14 protein-coding genes are annotated in these 17,004 nt (G+C 62.9%); all 14 read left to right on the forward strand.

Translation table 11 applies throughout. The annotated features are described in order from the left end of the window. Position 1: 1 nt before the first annotated feature. The 14 genes from mraY (at position 2) to FWD29_02080 (ending at position 16,823) form a co-directional block, all read left to right on the forward strand. On the forward strand, positions 2-1,093 hold the full coding sequence (mraY, locus tag FWD29_02015) for a phospho-N-acetylmuramoyl-pentapeptide-transferase (GenBank protein MCL2802720.1): 1,092 nt from the start codon (positions 2-4) through the stop codon (positions 1,091-1,093). After that, positions 1,090-2,475: a UDP-N-acetylmuramoyl-L-alanine--D-glutamate ligase gene (gene murD / locus FWD29_02020; protein MCL2802721.1), complete on the forward strand. Its 1,386-nt coding sequence runs from the start codon at positions 1,090-1,092 to the stop codon at positions 2,473-2,475. The genes mraY and murD overlap by 4 nt, the downstream gene beginning before the upstream one ends. Next, the gene (locus FWD29_02025; GenBank protein MCL2802722.1) at positions 2,475-3,695 is read left to right on the forward strand and encodes an FtsW/RodA/SpoVE family cell cycle protein; all 1,221 of its coding nucleotides are present in this window, start codon (positions 2,475-2,477) and stop codon (positions 3,693-3,695) included. The genes murD and FWD29_02025 overlap by 1 nt, the downstream gene beginning before the upstream one ends. After that, on the forward strand, positions 3,692-6,154 hold the full coding sequence (gene murC, locus FWD29_02030; GenBank protein ID MCL2802723.1) for a UDP-N-acetylmuramate--L-alanine ligase: 2,463 nt from the start codon (positions 3,692-3,694) through the stop codon (positions 6,152-6,154). Before FWD29_02025 ends, murC begins: the two co-directional genes overlap by 4 nt. Next, complete coding sequence (locus FWD29_02035; protein MCL2802724.1) at positions 6,151-7,059, forward strand: FtsQ-type POTRA domain-containing protein; 909 nt, start codon at positions 6,151-6,153, stop codon at positions 7,057-7,059. Before murC ends, FWD29_02035 begins: the two co-directional genes overlap by 4 nt. A gap of 219 nt (positions 7,060-7,278) precedes the next feature. After that, positions 7,279-8,643 carry a cell division protein FtsZ gene (gene ftsZ, locus FWD29_02040; GenBank protein ID MCL2802725.1) on the forward strand — a complete coding sequence of 455 codons (1,365 nt, stop codon included), beginning with the start codon at positions 7,279-7,281 and terminating at the stop codon, positions 8,641-8,643. Further along, a complete protein-coding gene (locus FWD29_02045) occupies positions 8,640-9,371 on the forward strand; it encodes a polyphenol oxidase family protein (GenBank protein ID MCL2802726.1) in 732 nt (243 codons plus the stop codon). Before ftsZ ends, FWD29_02045 begins: the two co-directional genes overlap by 4 nt. Positions 9,372-9,385: 14 nt before the next feature. Then, positions 9,386-9,820, forward strand: coding sequence for a cell division protein SepF (locus FWD29_02050; protein MCL2802727.1), 435 nt, complete (start codon positions 9,386-9,388; stop codon positions 9,818-9,820). A gap of 5 nt (positions 9,821-9,825) precedes the next feature. Continuing rightward, entirely contained in the window at positions 9,826-10,119 is a 294-nt protein-coding gene (locus FWD29_02055) for a YggT family protein (protein ID MCL2802728.1), read from the forward strand. Between the two features lie 100 nt (positions 10,120-10,219). After that, complete coding sequence (locus tag FWD29_02060) at positions 10,220-10,897, forward strand: DivIVA domain-containing protein (protein ID MCL2802729.1); 678 nt, start codon at positions 10,220-10,222, stop codon at positions 10,895-10,897. A 62-nt stretch (positions 10,898-10,959) separates the two neighbouring features. Further along, positions 10,960-11,835, forward strand: a complete 876-nt coding sequence (locus FWD29_02065) for a signal peptidase II (protein ID MCL2802730.1) — start codon at positions 10,960-10,962, stop codon at positions 11,833-11,835. Positions 11,836-11,870: 35 nt separating this feature from the next. Further along, the gene (locus FWD29_02070) at positions 11,871-12,737 is read left to right on the forward strand and encodes an RluA family pseudouridine synthase (GenBank protein MCL2802731.1); all 867 of its coding nucleotides are present in this window, start codon (positions 11,871-11,873) and stop codon (positions 12,735-12,737) included. Between the two features lie 97 nt (positions 12,738-12,834). Continuing rightward, positions 12,835-16,308, forward strand: a complete 3,474-nt coding sequence (gene dnaE, locus FWD29_02075) for a DNA polymerase III subunit alpha (GenBank protein ID MCL2802732.1) — start codon at positions 12,835-12,837, stop codon at positions 16,306-16,308. Further along, a complete protein-coding gene (locus tag FWD29_02080) occupies positions 16,305-16,823 on the forward strand; it encodes a hypothetical protein (GenBank protein ID MCL2802733.1) in 519 nt (172 codons plus the stop codon). The genes dnaE and FWD29_02080 overlap by 4 nt, the downstream gene beginning before the upstream one ends. The last annotated feature ends 181 nt before the right edge of the window (positions 16,824-17,004 follow it).

Genomic DNA, 17,004 nt, shown 5'->3' on the forward strand with positions numbered 1-17,004 from the left:
CATGGTCAATATCATCGTGGCCGGCGCCTTGGGCTTGGCTATTGCCCTGTTCGGCACGCCAGTTCTGATCAAGTTCCTCATCAAAAAACAATACGGTCAGTTCATCCGGCAAGATGGGCCGGCCGGGCATCACACCAAACGTGGCACCCCAACAATGGGCGGGATCGTCATGATCATCGCCGCCACAGTTGGTTACCTTGGCTCGGATCTGCTGGTAGGCCACGGCCCCAGCGCCTCGGGTTTGTTGGTGTTGTACCTGATGGTTGGCATGGGGTTGATTGGTTTCCTCGACGACTTCACCAAGATCCGGCGCGAACGTTCCTTGGGTCTAAGACCAACCTGGAAGTTCATTGGCCAAGGCGTCATTGGCGTCTCGTTTGCTGTTTTGGCCATCAAGCTGCCTGATTCGCGTGGCTGGACGCCCGGTTCGAAGGGTATCTCTTTCCTGCGTGACACGTCGGTGACTTTGGCTGCCTGGGGCCCCATTATTGGCCTGGTGGCTTTTGTCATTTGGGCCAACTTCCTCATCACGGCCTGGACTAACGCTGTCAATCTGACCGACGGCCTGGACGGCTTGGCCGCCGGAATCTGCACCATGATTTTTGGCGCCTACATTGTCATCTCGTTTTGGGCCTGGCGCCACGCTTGCCCCACGGCCGGCGGCGTTGGCGAGTATTGCTACACAGTCCGCGACCCGCTCGACGCGGCCGTGATCACCGCCGCCTTGGCCGGCGCCTGCCTCGGTTTCTTGTGGTGGAACGCCTCGCCGGCCCGGATCTTCATGGGCGATACCGGCTCGCTGGCCTTGGGTGGGGCCTACGCCGGCATGTCCATCATCACGCGCACCGAAATCCTGGCCGCGCTCATCGGTGGGCTGTTAGTGCTGGTGGTGCTGAGCGACATTATTCAGATTGGCTCGTTCAAGCTGACCGGTCGGCGAGTTTTCAAGATGGCGCCGCTGCACCACCACTTTGAGCTGTCCGGCTGGGGTGAGGTCACTATTGTGATTCGCTTCTGGCTGATATCGGTGTTATTTGTGGCTAGCGGTGTGGCGCTGTTCTACAGCCGCTGGTTGGTAGGTTCGGGCGGATGACGCCAGCTGAGTCTTGGGCCCAGCGCCGGGTCGCCGTGGCCGGGCTTGGTACCTCCGGCCAGGCCGCCCAGGCGCGTTTGACCGAACTAGGCGCGCAGGTCACAGGGGTAGATGACACCGAACCTGGCGCCATCAAATCCGACCAGCTTGACCTTGAGAAAATTGACCTGGTGGTGGCCTCACCCGGCTGGCCACCAAGGACGCCGCTTTTGGCCAAGGCCCAGGCCGCCGGGCTGCCGGTAATTTCGGAGGTCGAATTGGCTTGGCGCACCCGGGCCAACCGGCAGGCCAATTGGCTGGCCGTGACCGGCACCAACGGCAAAACCACCACAGTGACCATGCTGGCCGCCATGCTCCAGGCCGCCGGCCGGCGCGCAGTGGCCGCAGGCAACGTTGGTAACGCCCTAGTTACGGCCGTAGCCGACCCAACTATCAGCGATTTCGCGGTCGAGCTGTCATCTTTTCAACTCCACTTCACCTACTCGATGCAAGCCACCGCCGCCGTCATTTTGAACTTGGCGCCAGACCATATCGACTGGCATGGCAGCTACCAGGCCTACGGCGCGGCCAAGGCCCGCGTTTACCGCGGCGTGACCAAGGCCCGGGTTTTCAACCTCGACGATCCCGACTCCTGCCGGTTGGCGGCGGCGGCCGATGCCGGTCCATCGGTTCTAAAGGCAGGCTTTACTTTGGCGCAGCCCAGCCAAGGTCAACTCGGGCTGGTTGACGGTTTTCTCCTGGACAGGGCCTTTAGCCAGGGCCAAGAACTGGCCGCTCCGGCTGATTTAGCCCAGCTGGCCGGTCCCACCGGCCAGCTGCCCGCCCACACCCAAGCCAATGCTTTGGCGGCGGCCGCGCTGGGGCTAGCGGCCGGCATCGGGCCAAGAAGCCTGGCCCAAGGCCTTAGACAGATAGGCCCAGGCGCCCACCGCATCGAGGAAGTGGCGAAGCTAGGTGGTGTCGTTTACGTCAACGACTCGAAGGCCACCAACGCCCTGGCCGCTGCCACCGCGCTGGACTGTTTTGGCGACGGCCAAGTCGTCTGGATCGCCGGGGGCCAGGCCAAAGGGGCCCGTTTCGAAGAGCTGGTGGCCAGGTGCGGCGCCAAACTCAAGGCCGTCATTCTGATTGGGCTGGACCACCGCGAACTAGACCAGGCGCTTGACCGACACGCGCCCGGCCTGCCCCGTTGGGCAGTGTCGGGGCAGCAAACTGGATCGGTGATGGATCAGGCGGTGCAGCTGGCAGCCCAGGTGGCCAAAGCCGGCGATGTCGTCTTGTTAGCGCCTGGCTGTGCCTCAAAAGACCAGTTCTACTCTTACGAAACCCGGGGCCGGGCCTTCGTTCAGGCCGTCGAGGCACTGGCGGCGGGAGCGGGCTGATGGAAAACCGGCGAGCCCTGATCACGGCCTACTACATGATTTTGTTCTCGGTCGCCGCGCTAGTTGGCCTGGGCTTGGTCATGACTGTTTCAGCCCAGACCGTAACGGCCCTGGCGAACGATATGTCGCCCTACCTGCAGGGCCTGTATCAGGCTGTTTACGCCGCCATTGGCGTTGGGGCGGGCCTGGCCTTCGCCCACTTGCCGCCGCCGTGGCTGCGCCGGGTCGGCTGGGCGGCCATGATTGTGACCCTGGTGCTGCTGGGTCTGGTTTTGCTGATCGGTGAAATGCGAGGCGGCAACCAGAACTGGCTGACGATTGGCGGGCGAACGGTCCAACCGGCGGAGTTCGTCAAATTGGCTTTGGCCTTGTGGTTGGGGTCGGTGTTGGCTATGAAAGCCCCGACTTTAGGTTCCTGGGTCGACCTGATTGTGCCGGTGCTGGTGGTGGTGGCGCTGACCTTGGGCCTGGTCTTGGCCGGTGGCGATGCCGGCACGGCGGCGGTGATCGGCATTCTGGTGCTTGGCGCCTTGATCTTGGCCGGCGTGCCTTGGTCGAAGCTGGCCACGGTCATTCTAGTGATGGGTTCGTTGGCGGTGCCGGTGGTGATGCTGTCAAGCCATCGCCGGGCCCGTTTCGCCACCATGCTTGACCCAGGGGCCTGCACCGAGGCCGAAAGGCTGGGCCAATGCTGGCAGGTCTCTCAGGCCAAATACTCCCTGGCCCAGGGCGGGTTGCTCGGTCAAGGCCTAGGAGCTTCGCGGGCCAAGTGGTACCTGTCCCAAGCCGAATCCGATTTCGTTTTCGCCATCATTGGCGAAGAACTGGGTTGGCTCGGAGCCGTCACCGTACTGGTGCTATTTGGCCTGCTAGGAGTGGGTTTGTTCCGGGTGGTGCGGCTGCACCCCGACCGGTTTGCTCAGATCACCATTGGCACCGTTGGCTGCTGGATCATGGGTCAGGCCCTAGTCAACGTCGGTATGGTGGTCCAGGTGCTGCCGGTCATTGGCGTACCCTTGCCGTTCGTCTCCGTGGGAGGGTCATCGCTGGTGAGTTGTTTGGCGGCGATAGGTGTGGTGGTTGGTCTAATGCGAGGTAACCGGGAGGTGGCCCACGCCATCGCCCCGAAGTCCCGCCGAGCTTTGGCCACAGCCGGGGTGGCCGCCGTCTCAGGGCCCACGGTCCCGAGCCGTTCCGGGCCAAAGCGGGTCAAGGCGTGAAGGTTGTCCTGGCTGGTGGCGGCACCGCCGGTCACGTCAATCCGCTGCTGGCCACGGCTGGCGAGCTGCGCCGGCGCCAACCGGATTGCGAGCTGTTGGTGCTTGGCACCGAAGAGGGCCTGGAGGTTGATCTGGTGCCGGCGGCCGGGCTGGAGCTGGTCTGTATACCCAAAGTGCCTTTTCCCCGCTCGGTCAGTGGCCAAGCCTTGCGTTTCCCGGCCCGTTTCCGCCGGGCCGTGGCCCAGGCCAGGGGCCTGCTAGAGCAGTTTGAGCCCGATGCCGTAGTCGGCTTTGGCGGTTACGTCGCCACTCCGGCCTACCTGGCGGCCAGGCGACTAGAGATCCCGGTGGTCATCCACGAGGCCAACGCCCGGCCCGGACTGGCCAACCAGCTTGGGGCTCGGTTCGCGGCGCAGGTCGCCACCACTTTCCGGGCGACCCGCCTGCCGCGCGTCCACCTCACCGGAATGCCGATGCGGCCGGAGTTGGCCGGTTTGAACCGGGCCAAGGATCAGGCGGCGGCCCGGGCCGAGCTGGGTTTGGCGCCCGACCGGCTGACGTTGCTGGTGGCCGGCGGCTCGCTCGGTGCGGCCCATCTCAACCAGGCCATGACCGACCTGGCAGAGTCGCTGCTAGCAGCTGGGGTGCAAGTGATTCACACCACCGGCAGGGGAAAGGCGGCCGGTATCCATGAGGCCCTGGCCGGGGTTGACCAGGCCGAGCACTACCACACCTACGAATACTGCAACCGGATGGACCTGGCCATGGCGGCGGCCGATTTGGCGGTTAGCCGGGCCGGGGCCGGATCAGTTTGTGAACTGGCCTGTGCCGCCTTGCCCTCAGTGTTGGTGCCTTTGCCAATTGGCAACGGCGAGCAGCGTCACAATGCGGCTGATCTGGTTGAGGCTGGTGGGGCGGTACTGGTGACAGATGCCGCCTTCCCCAAATGGGCGGGCGAGAACTTGCTGCCCTTGCTGGTTGACGACAGCCGGCTGGCGGAAATGTCGCGGGCGGCGGATTCTGTGGCGCTGCGCCACGGGGCTGAACTCCTGGTCAACTTGGTCGAGGTTAGTGTTAGCGGCGGCCGGCGCGAGCGTGACTTCCACCTGATGGGTGCCGGTGGGGTCGGTATGGCGGCGGTGGCAGAACTGGGTCTGGCCAGCGGCTGGAAGGTCAGCGGTTGCGATGGGGTCGACTCTGAGCTGCTGCGACATTTGGCTTCGCTGGGCCTGGCCACATCGGTTGGTCACAGCCCAGACCACTTGGACCAGGTCACCACGCTGATTGTGTCCAGCGCCATCAAGCCAGATAACCCGGAGCTGAAGCTGGGGCGTGACAAGGGTCTGGAGGTTTGGCACCGTTCAGAGGCTCTAGCCGAGCTGGCGGCCGGCCGGCGCTTGCTGGCGGTGGCCGGCACCCATGGCAAGACCACCACCTCGGCCATGGCCGCCATGGCTCTAGCCAGCGCCGGCTTAGACCCCAGTTTCGCCATCGGCGCCGAGGTGTTGGGCCGGGGCACCGGGGCGGGCCTGGGTGCTGGCGACATTATGGTGATCGAAGCCGACGAATCAGACGGTTCGTTTTTGAACTACCGGCCCAAAGTGGCCGTGGTAACCAACGTCGAGGCTGATCACCTGGACCATTACGGCAACGCCAAAGCCGTTATGACAGCCTTCCAAGAATTCATCAGCCAGGTCGAAACCGCCGTCATTGGTGTTGACGACCCGGGTGCCAAACAGCTGGCCAGCTGGGCCAAACGACACTCAACGGCGGTTGTCACTTACGGCGCGGCGGCCAAGGCCCAGATCCGGTTGACGGACCTGCCAGGTAGGGAACTGGCCCTGTCCGGTCTGCTTGGCGAGGCCCAACTGGATTTGACGGTAAACGTGCCGGTTCCGGGTTGGCATATGAAATCCAACGCGGCGGCCGCCCTGATCAGTGCGGTCCTGCTGGGAGCCGAACCGGCCACGGCGCTGCGCGGAATTGAAGACTTTGCTGGCACCGGCCGGCGCTTTGAACTCAAAGCCCAGGTCGGTTCAGTTCGCCTTTTTGACGACTATGCCCACCACCCAACTGAGGTCAAAGTCACCTTGGCCGCCGCCCGTGAAGGGGGCGACGGCCGCCTGCTGGTGGTTTTCCAGCCTCATCTGTACTCCCGCACAGTTGCCTTCGCCAGCGAATTTGCCCAGGCCCTGGACCTGGCGGACCAGGTCTGGGTGCTAGACGTCTACGGTGCGCGGGAGGATCCGGTAGCAGGTGTTTCTGGTGCCACCATCACCGACTTGATGGATGGCAGCAAAGCAAGTTTTGAGCCGGATCGTCAAGCCGCTGCCCTGGCCGTAGCGGCGGCGGCTGGGGCCGGGGATCTGATCATGACCATGGGGGCGGGCGATGTCACCCAGCTTGACGGCGCCATCACCAAGGCCTTGGAGGAGCGATTCGGTCAGGCGGCCCAATGAGCCGCCTAGCCAGCTGGCTGGGACTGGGCCGGCCGCCGGCCGCCGAGCCCCCGGCCGGCCGCCCGGCCATGCCGCAGGTGGTCCGCCAGGCCGGCCCGCTGGTCAAGACGGGCCCCCAGGCGCCACAGCCGATCCGGTCAAAGCCAGCCAAGCAACCGGCCAAAAAACGGGCCCAGCCACCGGCCGAGCCTCAGACCCACCCGGCCTTTGTCAAACGCGCCAAAGCCGCCCGGCGAGCCACTTGGGCCCGCTTTGGGCGCTGGGCCCTGGCCCTGGGTATTCCGGCCGTGATCGTGGTGTTGTTGGTGGCCAGCCCGGTGGCGGCGGTGCGGCAAGGCGATATCAAAATCGAAGGCCTCGGTGGGGCAGTTAAGGCTGATGAAGTGGCTGAGGTTCTGCAAGCCTCGGTGGGCGTGCCCCTAATCCGTTTGAACACTAACCACCTGGCGGCCCAGCTCGAAGCTCTGCCGGCGGTCAAACAAGCCACCGTTTCCAAGTCCTGGCCCACTGGGCTGACGGTGAAACTGGTGCCCAGAGTGGCCGCCGCTGCGGTCAAAGACGGCGACCAGTACGTTTTGCTTGATGTTGATGCGGTCCAACTCGAACGGGTGGACCAGCCACCCGAAGGTTTGCCCCTAGTGACCGTGCCGCTTGAGGAGGGCTCCGGCCGGACTTTGCGTTCGGTTCTGGGTGTGGTGGTCTCCCTGCCACCCGAGCTAGCCGCCCAGCTGACCCAAGTCGGGGCCACCACCCAAGACGGCGTCGAATTGGTTTTTGGCGACGTCACAGTGGTTTGGGGTGACAATTCTGAAGCTGGGCTCAAAGCCGCCGCGGTTGAGCTTTTACTCAAGGACGGTGCCAAGTGGATCGACGTCACCGCACCGGCCCACCCCGTCACCAAATAGCCTTTGCCAACCCGCCCCTCAGCCGCCAGGTTGAGCTTTGGCAGACTTAGCCAAGGCTCAACCTGGCGGGAGGGGAGGGCGGCCAGGTGGCGTAGGGCCAGCGAATCCGCTGGGTCAACCGAGCCAAGCGACACGCGGCCCAGGTCATTGAGCTTGGAGCCGACCTGGCCTAGCGTCGAGGCGAAGATCCATATCCCTGCAACATTGGGAGGCAGAGCCGTGGCGGCACCCCACAATTACCTTGCCGTGATAAAGGTTGTCGGCGTAGGCGGCGGTGGCGTTAACGCCGTCAACCGCATGATTGAGGCCGGGCTGAAGGGAGTCGAATTCATTGCGGTGAACACCGACGCCCAAGCCCTGTTGATGTCGGACGCTGATGTCAAGCTGGACGTTGGCCGCGAGTTGACCCGAGGGTTGGGCGCTGGCGCCGACCCAGAGGTGGGACGCCGGGCAGCCGAGGACCACTCCGAAGATATCCGCGAGGTCCTAGAGGGCTCTGACATGGTCTTTGTCGCCGCCGGCGAAGGCGGCGGCACCGGTACGGGCGGCGCGCCGGTGGTGGCTCGAATCGCGCGTGAACTTGACGCCCTGACCGTGGGCGTGGTGACAAGGCCATTTGCCTTTGAAGGCCGGCGCCGGGCCGAACAAGCCGATGACGGCATCGAAAACCTGCGCGGCGAAGTCGACACCCTGATTGTCATCCCCAACGAACGCTTGATGCAGATTTCGGATCCTGGCATCTCGATCCTTGAAGCCTTCCGGCACGCCGACCAGGTCTTGCTCTCCGGCGTGCAGGGCATAACCGACCTGATCACCACACCAGGTTTGATCAACGTCGACTTTGCCGATGTCGAAGCCGTCATGAAGGGCGCCGGTTCAGCCCTGATGGGCATTGGCGCGGCCCGTGGTGAAGACCGCATGCTCAAGGCGGCCGAGATCGCCATTTCTTCGCCACTACTAGAGGCTTCGATTGATGGCGCTCACGGCGTTTTGCTGTGCATCCAAGGTGGCTCGGATGTGACGCTGGCTGAGGTGGCCCAGGCCGCCACGCTGGTCGAGGAGGCTGCCAACAAATCAGCCAACATCATTTACGGCCAAATCATCGATGACGCCTTGGCTGATGAGGTTCGTGTCACCGTCATTGCGGCCGGCTTTGACCGTTCCGATGCCAAGCTACCGCCGCTGGAAAAACCCGCCGCCGAGGCGGACACACCAAGCAGCGACGAAGCCAAATCTGCCGATAAACCGGAAGACTCCACTGGAGACAAACCAGCCGAAGACCAAACCGACCGGCCGGCCGGCGGCTTAAGCACGCCGGCAGCGGCCAATCAAGGCGCCACGCCACCGGTCGCAGCGCTGCCTGGTCTAGCCACGCCGGCGGCGTCGGTGGCGCCGTCGAGTCTCGCTGAGAAGGCTCCACCCCCGGGCGAAGACGAAGCCAATGGTCAGGATAAGGCCGAAGCGACAGGCGCCATGCCGACCGCGCCGGTGCCCTTGGCACCGGTCTTTGACCAGCTCAAGCGCCGGCATCAGACCAAGGCTGGCCCTTCAGATCTGGACGTGCCTGATTTCCTAAAGGATTGACCTCCGTCCTAGCCGGGTTCACCGGCGCCGAGTTAGACCTGGCCGCACCTGGGGCTTTAGCTGCCCTGGCGACGCGGGCCGGCTGCCCAGTGGTGGTGGCACGCCAAGTCCACGGCAGCGATTTGATTTGGGTCGAAGGCAGGCCAGCCCAAGCCGTGAGCGATGCCGGGACTGGCGATGGGTTGGCGACGCAGCGCCAAGGTGTGGCGTTAGTGGTCAAAACGGCCGATTGCGTTCCGGTCTTGCTGGCCGCCCCAACTGCCCCTCTCCCCGTGGTGGCTGCCGTTCACGCTGGTTGGCGCGGTGTTCTTGGGCGGATCGTGCCGCAAGTGGTGGCGCAACTGCGGGCCAAGGGGGTTGGGGCGATTGAGGCCGCCATTGGACCGGCTGCCTGTGGGCAATGCTACGAAGTTTCGGCCGAATTGGCTGGACGGTTTAGGGCCGCCGGGGAGATTGTCTCTCGCACCCGGCAGGGCACTCCTTCGCTCGAATTGGCTGCCGCGGTTGAACGGCAATTGCGGGCTAGCGGTCAAATCAGCCAGATTTGGCGTAGTGGCAAATGCACTATTTGCAGTGCCGGTTACTTCAGTTATAGGCGCCAAGGAACGGCGGCCGGGCGTCAATGCGGCTTCATCGCCATGTGGCCAAGTGACAACACGCCGGAGAAATTGCCGCCTAAGAGCGCCCTTGGCGCTTTAGGTTGGCGTTGGGCAACTTCCCCGCCCTGAATAGGAGAGAAATAATGGCTGGTTCGATGCGCAACGCAATGAGGCGGCTTGGCTTGGCGCCGGCCGAATCAGACGAGTACGTCGACTACTACGAAGGCAGCGAACAGCTGGCTGACGTCACCCCAATCAGTCGTGGCGTCGGAGGCTATGAAGCTCCAATGGCTGAGAGTGACGCGATGCACCGAATCGTGACAGCGCGCCCACGCGGTTACAACGAAGCCAAGACCGTTGGCACGCCGTATCGCGAAGGCGTTCCGGTGATCATGAACCTGACCGATGTGGTTGGCGAAGTTGACGCTCAACGGCTAGTCGACTTTGCCGGCGGAATGACCTATGCCCTGAGAGGCAGGCTAGAGCGAATCACTCAGCGAGTGTTCTTGCTGACGCCGGCCTCAGTCGAAATCTCCCAGGTCGAGGCCGCACCGCGGCGCGATTTCGACAGCGAGTAGCCGCATTGCATCTGGCCGGCGTAATAGTGCTTGCCAGTGCCCAGATTTACCTGTTGTTGCTGGTATGCCGCATGGTGATAGATCTGGTGATCTCGTTTGCGCGAGGCTGGCGGCCAAGGGGAATCGCGGCCGGCGCGGCTGAAATTGTCTTCGTTATGACTGATCCCCCAATCAAGTTGGTGCGTCGGTTCATGCCGCCTCTCAGACTCGGCGCGATTGCCCTGGATCTAGGTTTCATCGTCGTGGTGTTCGCCGTGGCTTTCGTGGCCTACCTGGGCGCGATAATGGCCTCAGGGTGACACCGACGGCCAGGCATAACGCACATTGGCCGTAGAATCGGCTAGCGTATAGACCTAAGTCAAAGCCCCTGGCGGGGCTCCGATACTTAAGGAACCAAAAATGGCGCAACTGACAGCAGATGATGTTGTCCTGAAGAAGTTTCAGCCCACCAAATTTCGTGAGGGTTATGACCAGGTCGAGGTTGATGACTTCCTGGACGAGGTCGCCGTCTCAATGCGCGAATTGGCGGCCGAAAACGAAGAGCTAAAGGCCAAATTGGCCGCGGCCGAGGCACGTGTGGCCGAGCTTGAGCGCGACGGCGCTTCGGCAAATCCCGGAACCCTGCCGCCGCCAGTGGCCCCGCCACCACCGCCACCCGAACCGGCCCCCGCCCCGCCACCCGAACCGGCCCCGGCCCCGCCACCACCGCCGGCCCCCGCCCCGCCACCACCGCCGGTACCGGCTCCATTCCAGGGGCGCGAGTCTGATTCTGAATCAGCCACCGGCATGTTGGCCTTGGCCCAAAAGCTGCATGATGAATATGTCCGGGCCGGTCAAGAAGAGGGCGACCAGATCTTGTCAGAAGCCAAGATGAAGGCCGCCACGATCATGCGCGAGGCTGAGGAAAGCTCGGCCAGGACGCTGGCGCAGTTGGAGCAAGACCGGGCTGTGCTGGAGCGCAAGATCGATGAACTGCGCATCTTTGAGCGCGACTACCGGACCCGGCTGCGGACCTACCTGGAGAACCTGCTGGCCGATGTCGACGGTCGCGGCCAGCCCAGCAGCGACCGGATCTGATCGCCCAAAGATAGTGGCGGCTGCGGCGCCTTTAGACCGCGGCTGGCTGTAGGCTGCTGCGAGTGAACCGACGCGCGCGGTCAAAGGCTCCCTTACCGGCCTGGTCCTTCCTAGTGGTGGTGGCTGGCCTGGTCTACGTAATCGACCAATACTCCAAGGCTTGGGCCCTGGAGGCGGTTTCGAACCGCCATGTCAATCTGCTGGGCAACTGGCTGGTGCTGCGCCTAAGCCAAAACCCCGGGGCGGCGCTGTCAATTGGTTCGTCCTTCACGGTGGTCTTCACCGTGCTGGCGGCGACGGTCTCAGTCGGCATCATCCTTTACGCCCGCCGGGTCCGCTCGCGCGCTTGGGCCATAGTCCTGGGACTGCTGCTGGCCGGCGCCCTGGGGAACCTGACCGACCGGCTGTTTCGCCCGCCGGCCTTTGGCCGCGGCCATGTGGTTGACTTCATCGCCTACGGTGACTGGTTCATTGGCAACGTGGCCGATATCGCCATCGTGGCAGCCATGGTTCTGATTATGATCGGTGCGATTCGCGGTATCCCCATGGCCGGGGAAACCCCGGCCAAACCGAAGGCGGCCCCTAAAGCCGGCCCTTCCGGCATCGGGCGACGGGCCGTTGCCAAGTCAGCTGGGAGATACGAACAAGACGATCCACCCGACATTATGCTCAGGCCGCCCAAACATGCGGCCGGAGAACCCAAGGACCTGCCCCACGAGTTGCCCGCCGAAGAGGCCGATGAGTCAGCCGAGGTGCTTTTCGACTTGCCGGGCCAGGCCCAGGCGGGCCAAGCAATTGATCAGCCAGACCCGCCGCCCAGCGGGGCTGAGGTGTCCCAAGGGGCCGGCGAGGGCCTGGCGCATCAGGACAATGACGAGGTCGAGGAGCAGATTGAGGTGCTCTTCCAACTGCCTGGTCAGGACGAGGCAGAGGTTTGATCCGCGAATTGCCGGTGCCAGAGTCACTGGCCGGAATGCGCCTGGACGCGGCGGTGGCGCGGCTAACCGGTCTGAGCCGGACCAAAGTGGTCGAAATGGCGGCACAGGGCCTAATCGAAGTCGAGGGCGAGGTGGTGGCCAAATCGGCTCGGTTAGAGGCCGGCCAGTGGCTGCGAGTCGAATTGGGCGACCAGGACACCCGCCCGGCGCCTGTGGTCGACTTGGCTGTGGTCTACGAGGACGATGACCTGGTGGTGGTCGACAAACCAGTCGGAGTAGCGGCGCATAAAGGTCCGGGCTGGGACGGGCCCACGGTGATCGGTTCGCTGGAGGCTTCCGGCCACAAAGTGGCAGCCTCCGGCCCACCAGAACGGCACGGTGTGGTCCAACGCTTAGACGTCGGCACCTCAGGGCTGATGATGGTGGCCAAATCCGAGGTGGCCTATTCGGTGCTGAAACAAATGTTCCGCCACCGCCAGGTCGAAAAGGACTACCACGGAGTGGTCCAAGGCCTGCCACACGACCTCATCGGCACCATCGACGCGCCAATTGGCCGGGTTCCGGGGGCTTTCAAGTTCGCCGTGGTGGCTGGCGGCAAACCGGCCGTCACACATTACGAGCTGATCGAGGCCTTCGCCGGGGCCTCGCTACTGCGAGTTGGCCTGGAGACGGGGCGGACCCACCAAATCCGAGTGCATTTATCAGCCATAGGTCACCCGCTGCTGGGTGACCCTTTCTACGGCGGCCAAAGCGCTCTAGCTGCTCGCTTGGGCCTAGAACGGCAGTGGCTGCACGCCGTTGGCCTGCGTTTTTCCCATCCGGTCACCGGCCTGCCAGTGCGGCTCGAAGCCCAATACCCGAAGGACCTGGAAGCCACCTTGGCTCTGTTGCGCGAGTCTTGAACAGCTCGCAGGCGGGGCCCATTTAGACTGGGTGGCTGTGTCACGCGGGGGGTCAGCTTCAGGTTTTGTCCACCTTCACGTGCACACCGAATACTCCATGCTGGACGGTGCCGCCAGGATCGATGATCTGCTAGATAGGGCGGTTGACCTGGGGCAAACGGCCATTGCCACAACTGATCATGGTTTTGTTTTCGGGGCCTATGAGTTCTGGTCGAAAGCCAAGGCGCGGGACATCAAACCGATTATTGGCCTTGAGGCTTATGTCACGCCCGGCACGGCCCGCCAGGATAGGACCCGGGTCTTATGGGGCGGGCCGGAGGACAAGGCCGATGACGTGTCGCAAGGTGGTTCCTACACTCACCTAACCTTGTTGGCCCGTTCGACTGCCGGTATGCACAACCTCTTCCGCTTGGCTTCACTGGCCTCGATTGAGGGCATGTTGTACAAGCCTCGAGCCGATAGGGAGTTGTTCTCCCGCTACGGTGAGGGGCTGATCGCTTTGAGCGGCTGCCCCTCAGGGGAAATCCAAACCCGTTTACGCCTAGGCCAATACTCCGAAGCCCTCCGGGCGGCGGGTGAACTCCAGGACATTTTTGGCCGAGACAACTTCTTTGTTGAAGTTATGGATCACGGCATTGAACTCGAAAGGCGGGTGGCCGGTGACCTGATCCGCCTGGCCAGTGATCTGGGGGCGCCACTGGTGGCGACCAATGACCTGCACTACACCAAGGCCGAGGACGCCGGTTCACATGAGGCGCTGCTATGTGTCCAGTCCGGCACCACTTTGGACAACCCAGACCGTTTCCGTCTGAGCGGCCAGGGCTACTACCTCAAGTCTGGCGAAGAAATGCGCCAGATGTTCCGCGAACTGCCCGGGGCCTGCGACAACACTTTGGCGATAGCTGAACGCTGTGAGGTTAAGTTCGCTGAGGCGCCGGGTAAGTACATGCCCAGGGCGCAGGTTCCAGCTGGCGAATCCGAAACCTCTTGGTTCATCAAAGAGGTCGAACGCGGCCTGCATTGGCGCTACGGCGGACAGGTGCCGCGGGCGGTGGCTCTGCGAGCCGCCACCGAAACCAAGGTCATCACCGACAAAGGCTACGAAGGCTACTACTTGGTGGTGGCAGATTTCGTCAATTGGGCTAAAACCCAGGGCATCCGGGTGGGACCTGGCCGGGGCAGCGGGGCTGGTTCTATGGCGGCCTACGCCATGGGTATTACCGAACTTGACCCTTTGGCCAACGGGCTGATTTTCGAACGCTTCTTGAACCCCGACCGCCCGTCGATGCCGGACTTCGACATCGATTTTGACGAGCGCCGGCGCGGTGAGGTCATCAAATACGTCTCCGACAAATACGGCAGTGACCGCGTCGCCCAAATCGTCACCTACGGCACCATCAAGGCCAAACAGGCTATGAAGGACGCAGCCAGGGTGCTGGGCTTCCCTTATGGCGCTGGGGAAAAAATGACCAAAGCATTTCCGCCGCCGGTGCTGGGAAAAGACATTTCGCTCAGTGCCGTTTACGACGAATCAAATGACCGCTACAAAGAGGCCGAGGAGTTCCGCCAACTAGTTGGCGCCGACCCTGATCTGGAAAAAATCCTGGAAACGGCTAAGGGCCTGGAGTCGCTAAAGCGCCAATGGGGGGTTCACGCGGCCGGCGTCATCATGTCTTCGGTGCCCCTACTTGACGTCATTCCGCTGCTGCGGCGGGAACAAGACGGCACAATCATCACCCAGTTTGACTACCCGGCCTGCGAAAAATTGGGCCTGGTCAAAATGGACTTTCTTGGCCTGCGCAACTTGACCATCCTCGATGATGCTTTGGCGGCGATCCGGCACAACGGCAAACAGCCACCGGTGCTGGAAGAACTGCCTCTTGACGATGGAGAGACCTATGTTCTGTTGTCCTCCGGCGAGACTTTAGGGGTTTTCCAGCTTGATGGTGGCGGCATGCGCTCGCTGCTTCGCCAACTCAAGCCGGACAACTTTGAGGACATCTCGGCCGTTCAGGCGCTTTACCGCCCAGGGCCAATGGGAACAGATACACACACCAACTACGCCTTGCGCAAAAACGGTCTCCAGCCAATCAAGCCGGTCCACCCGGAGTTGGCCGAGCCTCTGAAAGACGTCCTGGCCAGCACCTATGGCTTGATTGTCTATCAAGAGCATGTCATTTCGATTGCCCAGAAGCTGGCTGATTTCTCCCTTGGCCAGGCTGATTCGCTGCGGCGGGCCATGGGCAAAAAAGACAAAGCTGAACTTGACAGGCAGTTCAGACCGTTTTCCAAAGGCATGACCAAGCATGGTTACTCCCAAGACGCCATTGACACCATTTGGTCAATCTTGTTGCCCTTCTCTGACTACGCCTTCAACAAAGCCCATGCCGCCGCCTATGGCTTGATCAGTTACTGGACCGCCTATCTCAAGGCCCACTTTCCGGCCGAATACATGGCGGCCTTGCTCACCTCCACCCGTGGAGACAAGGATAAATCAGCCGTCTACCTGGCTGAATGTCGCCGCATGGGGATTACGGTGCTGCCGCCCGATGTCAATTCCTCTCAGGCTGCTTTCACTCCAGTGGGCGCCGACATTCGTTTTGGTCTCGAAGCGGTGCGGAATGTTGGCGCCGGGGTGGTCGAATCGATTGTCGAAGCCAGGGGGGCCAAGGGCCAGTTCACTTCGTTTCAGGATTTCCTCGACAAAGTGGCCGTTACGGTCTGCAACAAACGGGTGATCGAATCGCTGATCAAGGCCGGGGCCTTTGATTCGTTTGGTCACCCCCGCCGAGCCTTGCTGACGGTCTACGAAGAGGCCATCGACCAGGTCATCAACCTCAAACGGAACGAGGCGGCCGGCCAATTCGACCTATTCGGTGGGCTTGATGACCGGGCCGCCTTCAGTTGTGAAGTGCCCGATTTGCCGGAGTGGGACAAGTCGGTGGCCCTTGGTTTTGAGCGGGACATGCTGGGCATGTACGTCTCTGACCATCCTTTGCGTGGCTTGGCTGGCGGGCTTGAAGCGGCGGCCAGTCATGTCACACCGGAGCTGTCAGACCCAGAGACCACACCCGACGGCCGGGAGGTGACCGTGACCGGTCTGCTGACCCAGCTGGCCCGCAAGACCACCAAAAAGGGTGACATGTGGGCTACCGCCACCCTGGAGGATCTGCATGGTTCGGTCCAGGTGATGTTCTTCCCCAAGACCTACAAGCAGGTGGCCAGGGATTTGGCCGAAGACCTGGTGGTTGGCGTGTCCGGACGGGTTAACCGGCGGGACGAGGAGTTGTCGTTGTACGCCAGCCGGCTTGAGGTGCTCAAACTACACCCCGAAGGTCAAACCGCCCGGCCAGTTGAGATCACACTTCCGGCCAACCGGGTCAACGAAGCCATCGTGGCTCAGTTGCGGCTTGTGCTGGCTTCCCATCCCGGCGACAGCGAAGTCTGGCTCCGCCTGACCAGACCCCATGGCACCACTGTGCTCAGACTCAATCACGGCATCAGAGTCAAATACTCAACCGAGCTCTTCGGTGACCTCAAAGGCCTGCTGGGGGAGCGTTGCCTGGGGTGAAGCCGGCCTGGCTGGCCTTGGGCAGCCAGGGCCTGGCGGGTTTGGTGCTGGGCCAGGTTTGGGCTTACTTGGCGCCGCAGCCGCAGGCTTTTTGGACAGGCACAACTTGGGCGGCTATGTACGATGTCGGCTTTAGGGCTGCCGCTGACAGCCTCTTTGCCGTCCTGGGCTTGGCGGCCGGTCTGGTGGTTGGGTTCTATCTGGCGGCCGTGGCCAACCGGGTCCAGCCGGTTCGCCGCCTGGCCTGGTGGCTTTTGGGTGCGCTGGTTGGTTCGGGGCTGGCCTATGTCACCGGCATGTTGGTGACCGGCTCGTTTGGGCCGGTCCCAACGACACGTGACCTGGTCAGGGCTCCACTTGGCCTTGATGCCTACGGCGTGATGCTGGTTTGGCCGGTCGCGGCAATGTTGGCGCCAGCCCTGGCGACGGCTCTGCGCTGGCTGTTCTCCCGGTCGACGGCCGCCACCGAGGTCGACCCCCCAGGCCCACCGTCCCCACCAATCCCGCCAGGTTGAGCCTTGGCACAACCTGCCACCCGGCCCTCCACCAACACCCGCCAGGTTGAGCCTACGCATAAGGTCCCCACCCGCCACCCGGCCCTCCACCAACACCCGCCAGGTTGAGCCTACGCATAAGGTCCCCACTGGCCAGGTTGAGTTTTGGCATAACTTGGTTATGCCAAAACTCAACCTGGCC

It is taken from the genome of Micrococcales bacterium (genome assembly GCA_009784895.1).
Lineage (GTDB): Bacteria > Actinomycetota > Actinomycetes > Actinomycetales > WQXJ01 > WQXJ01.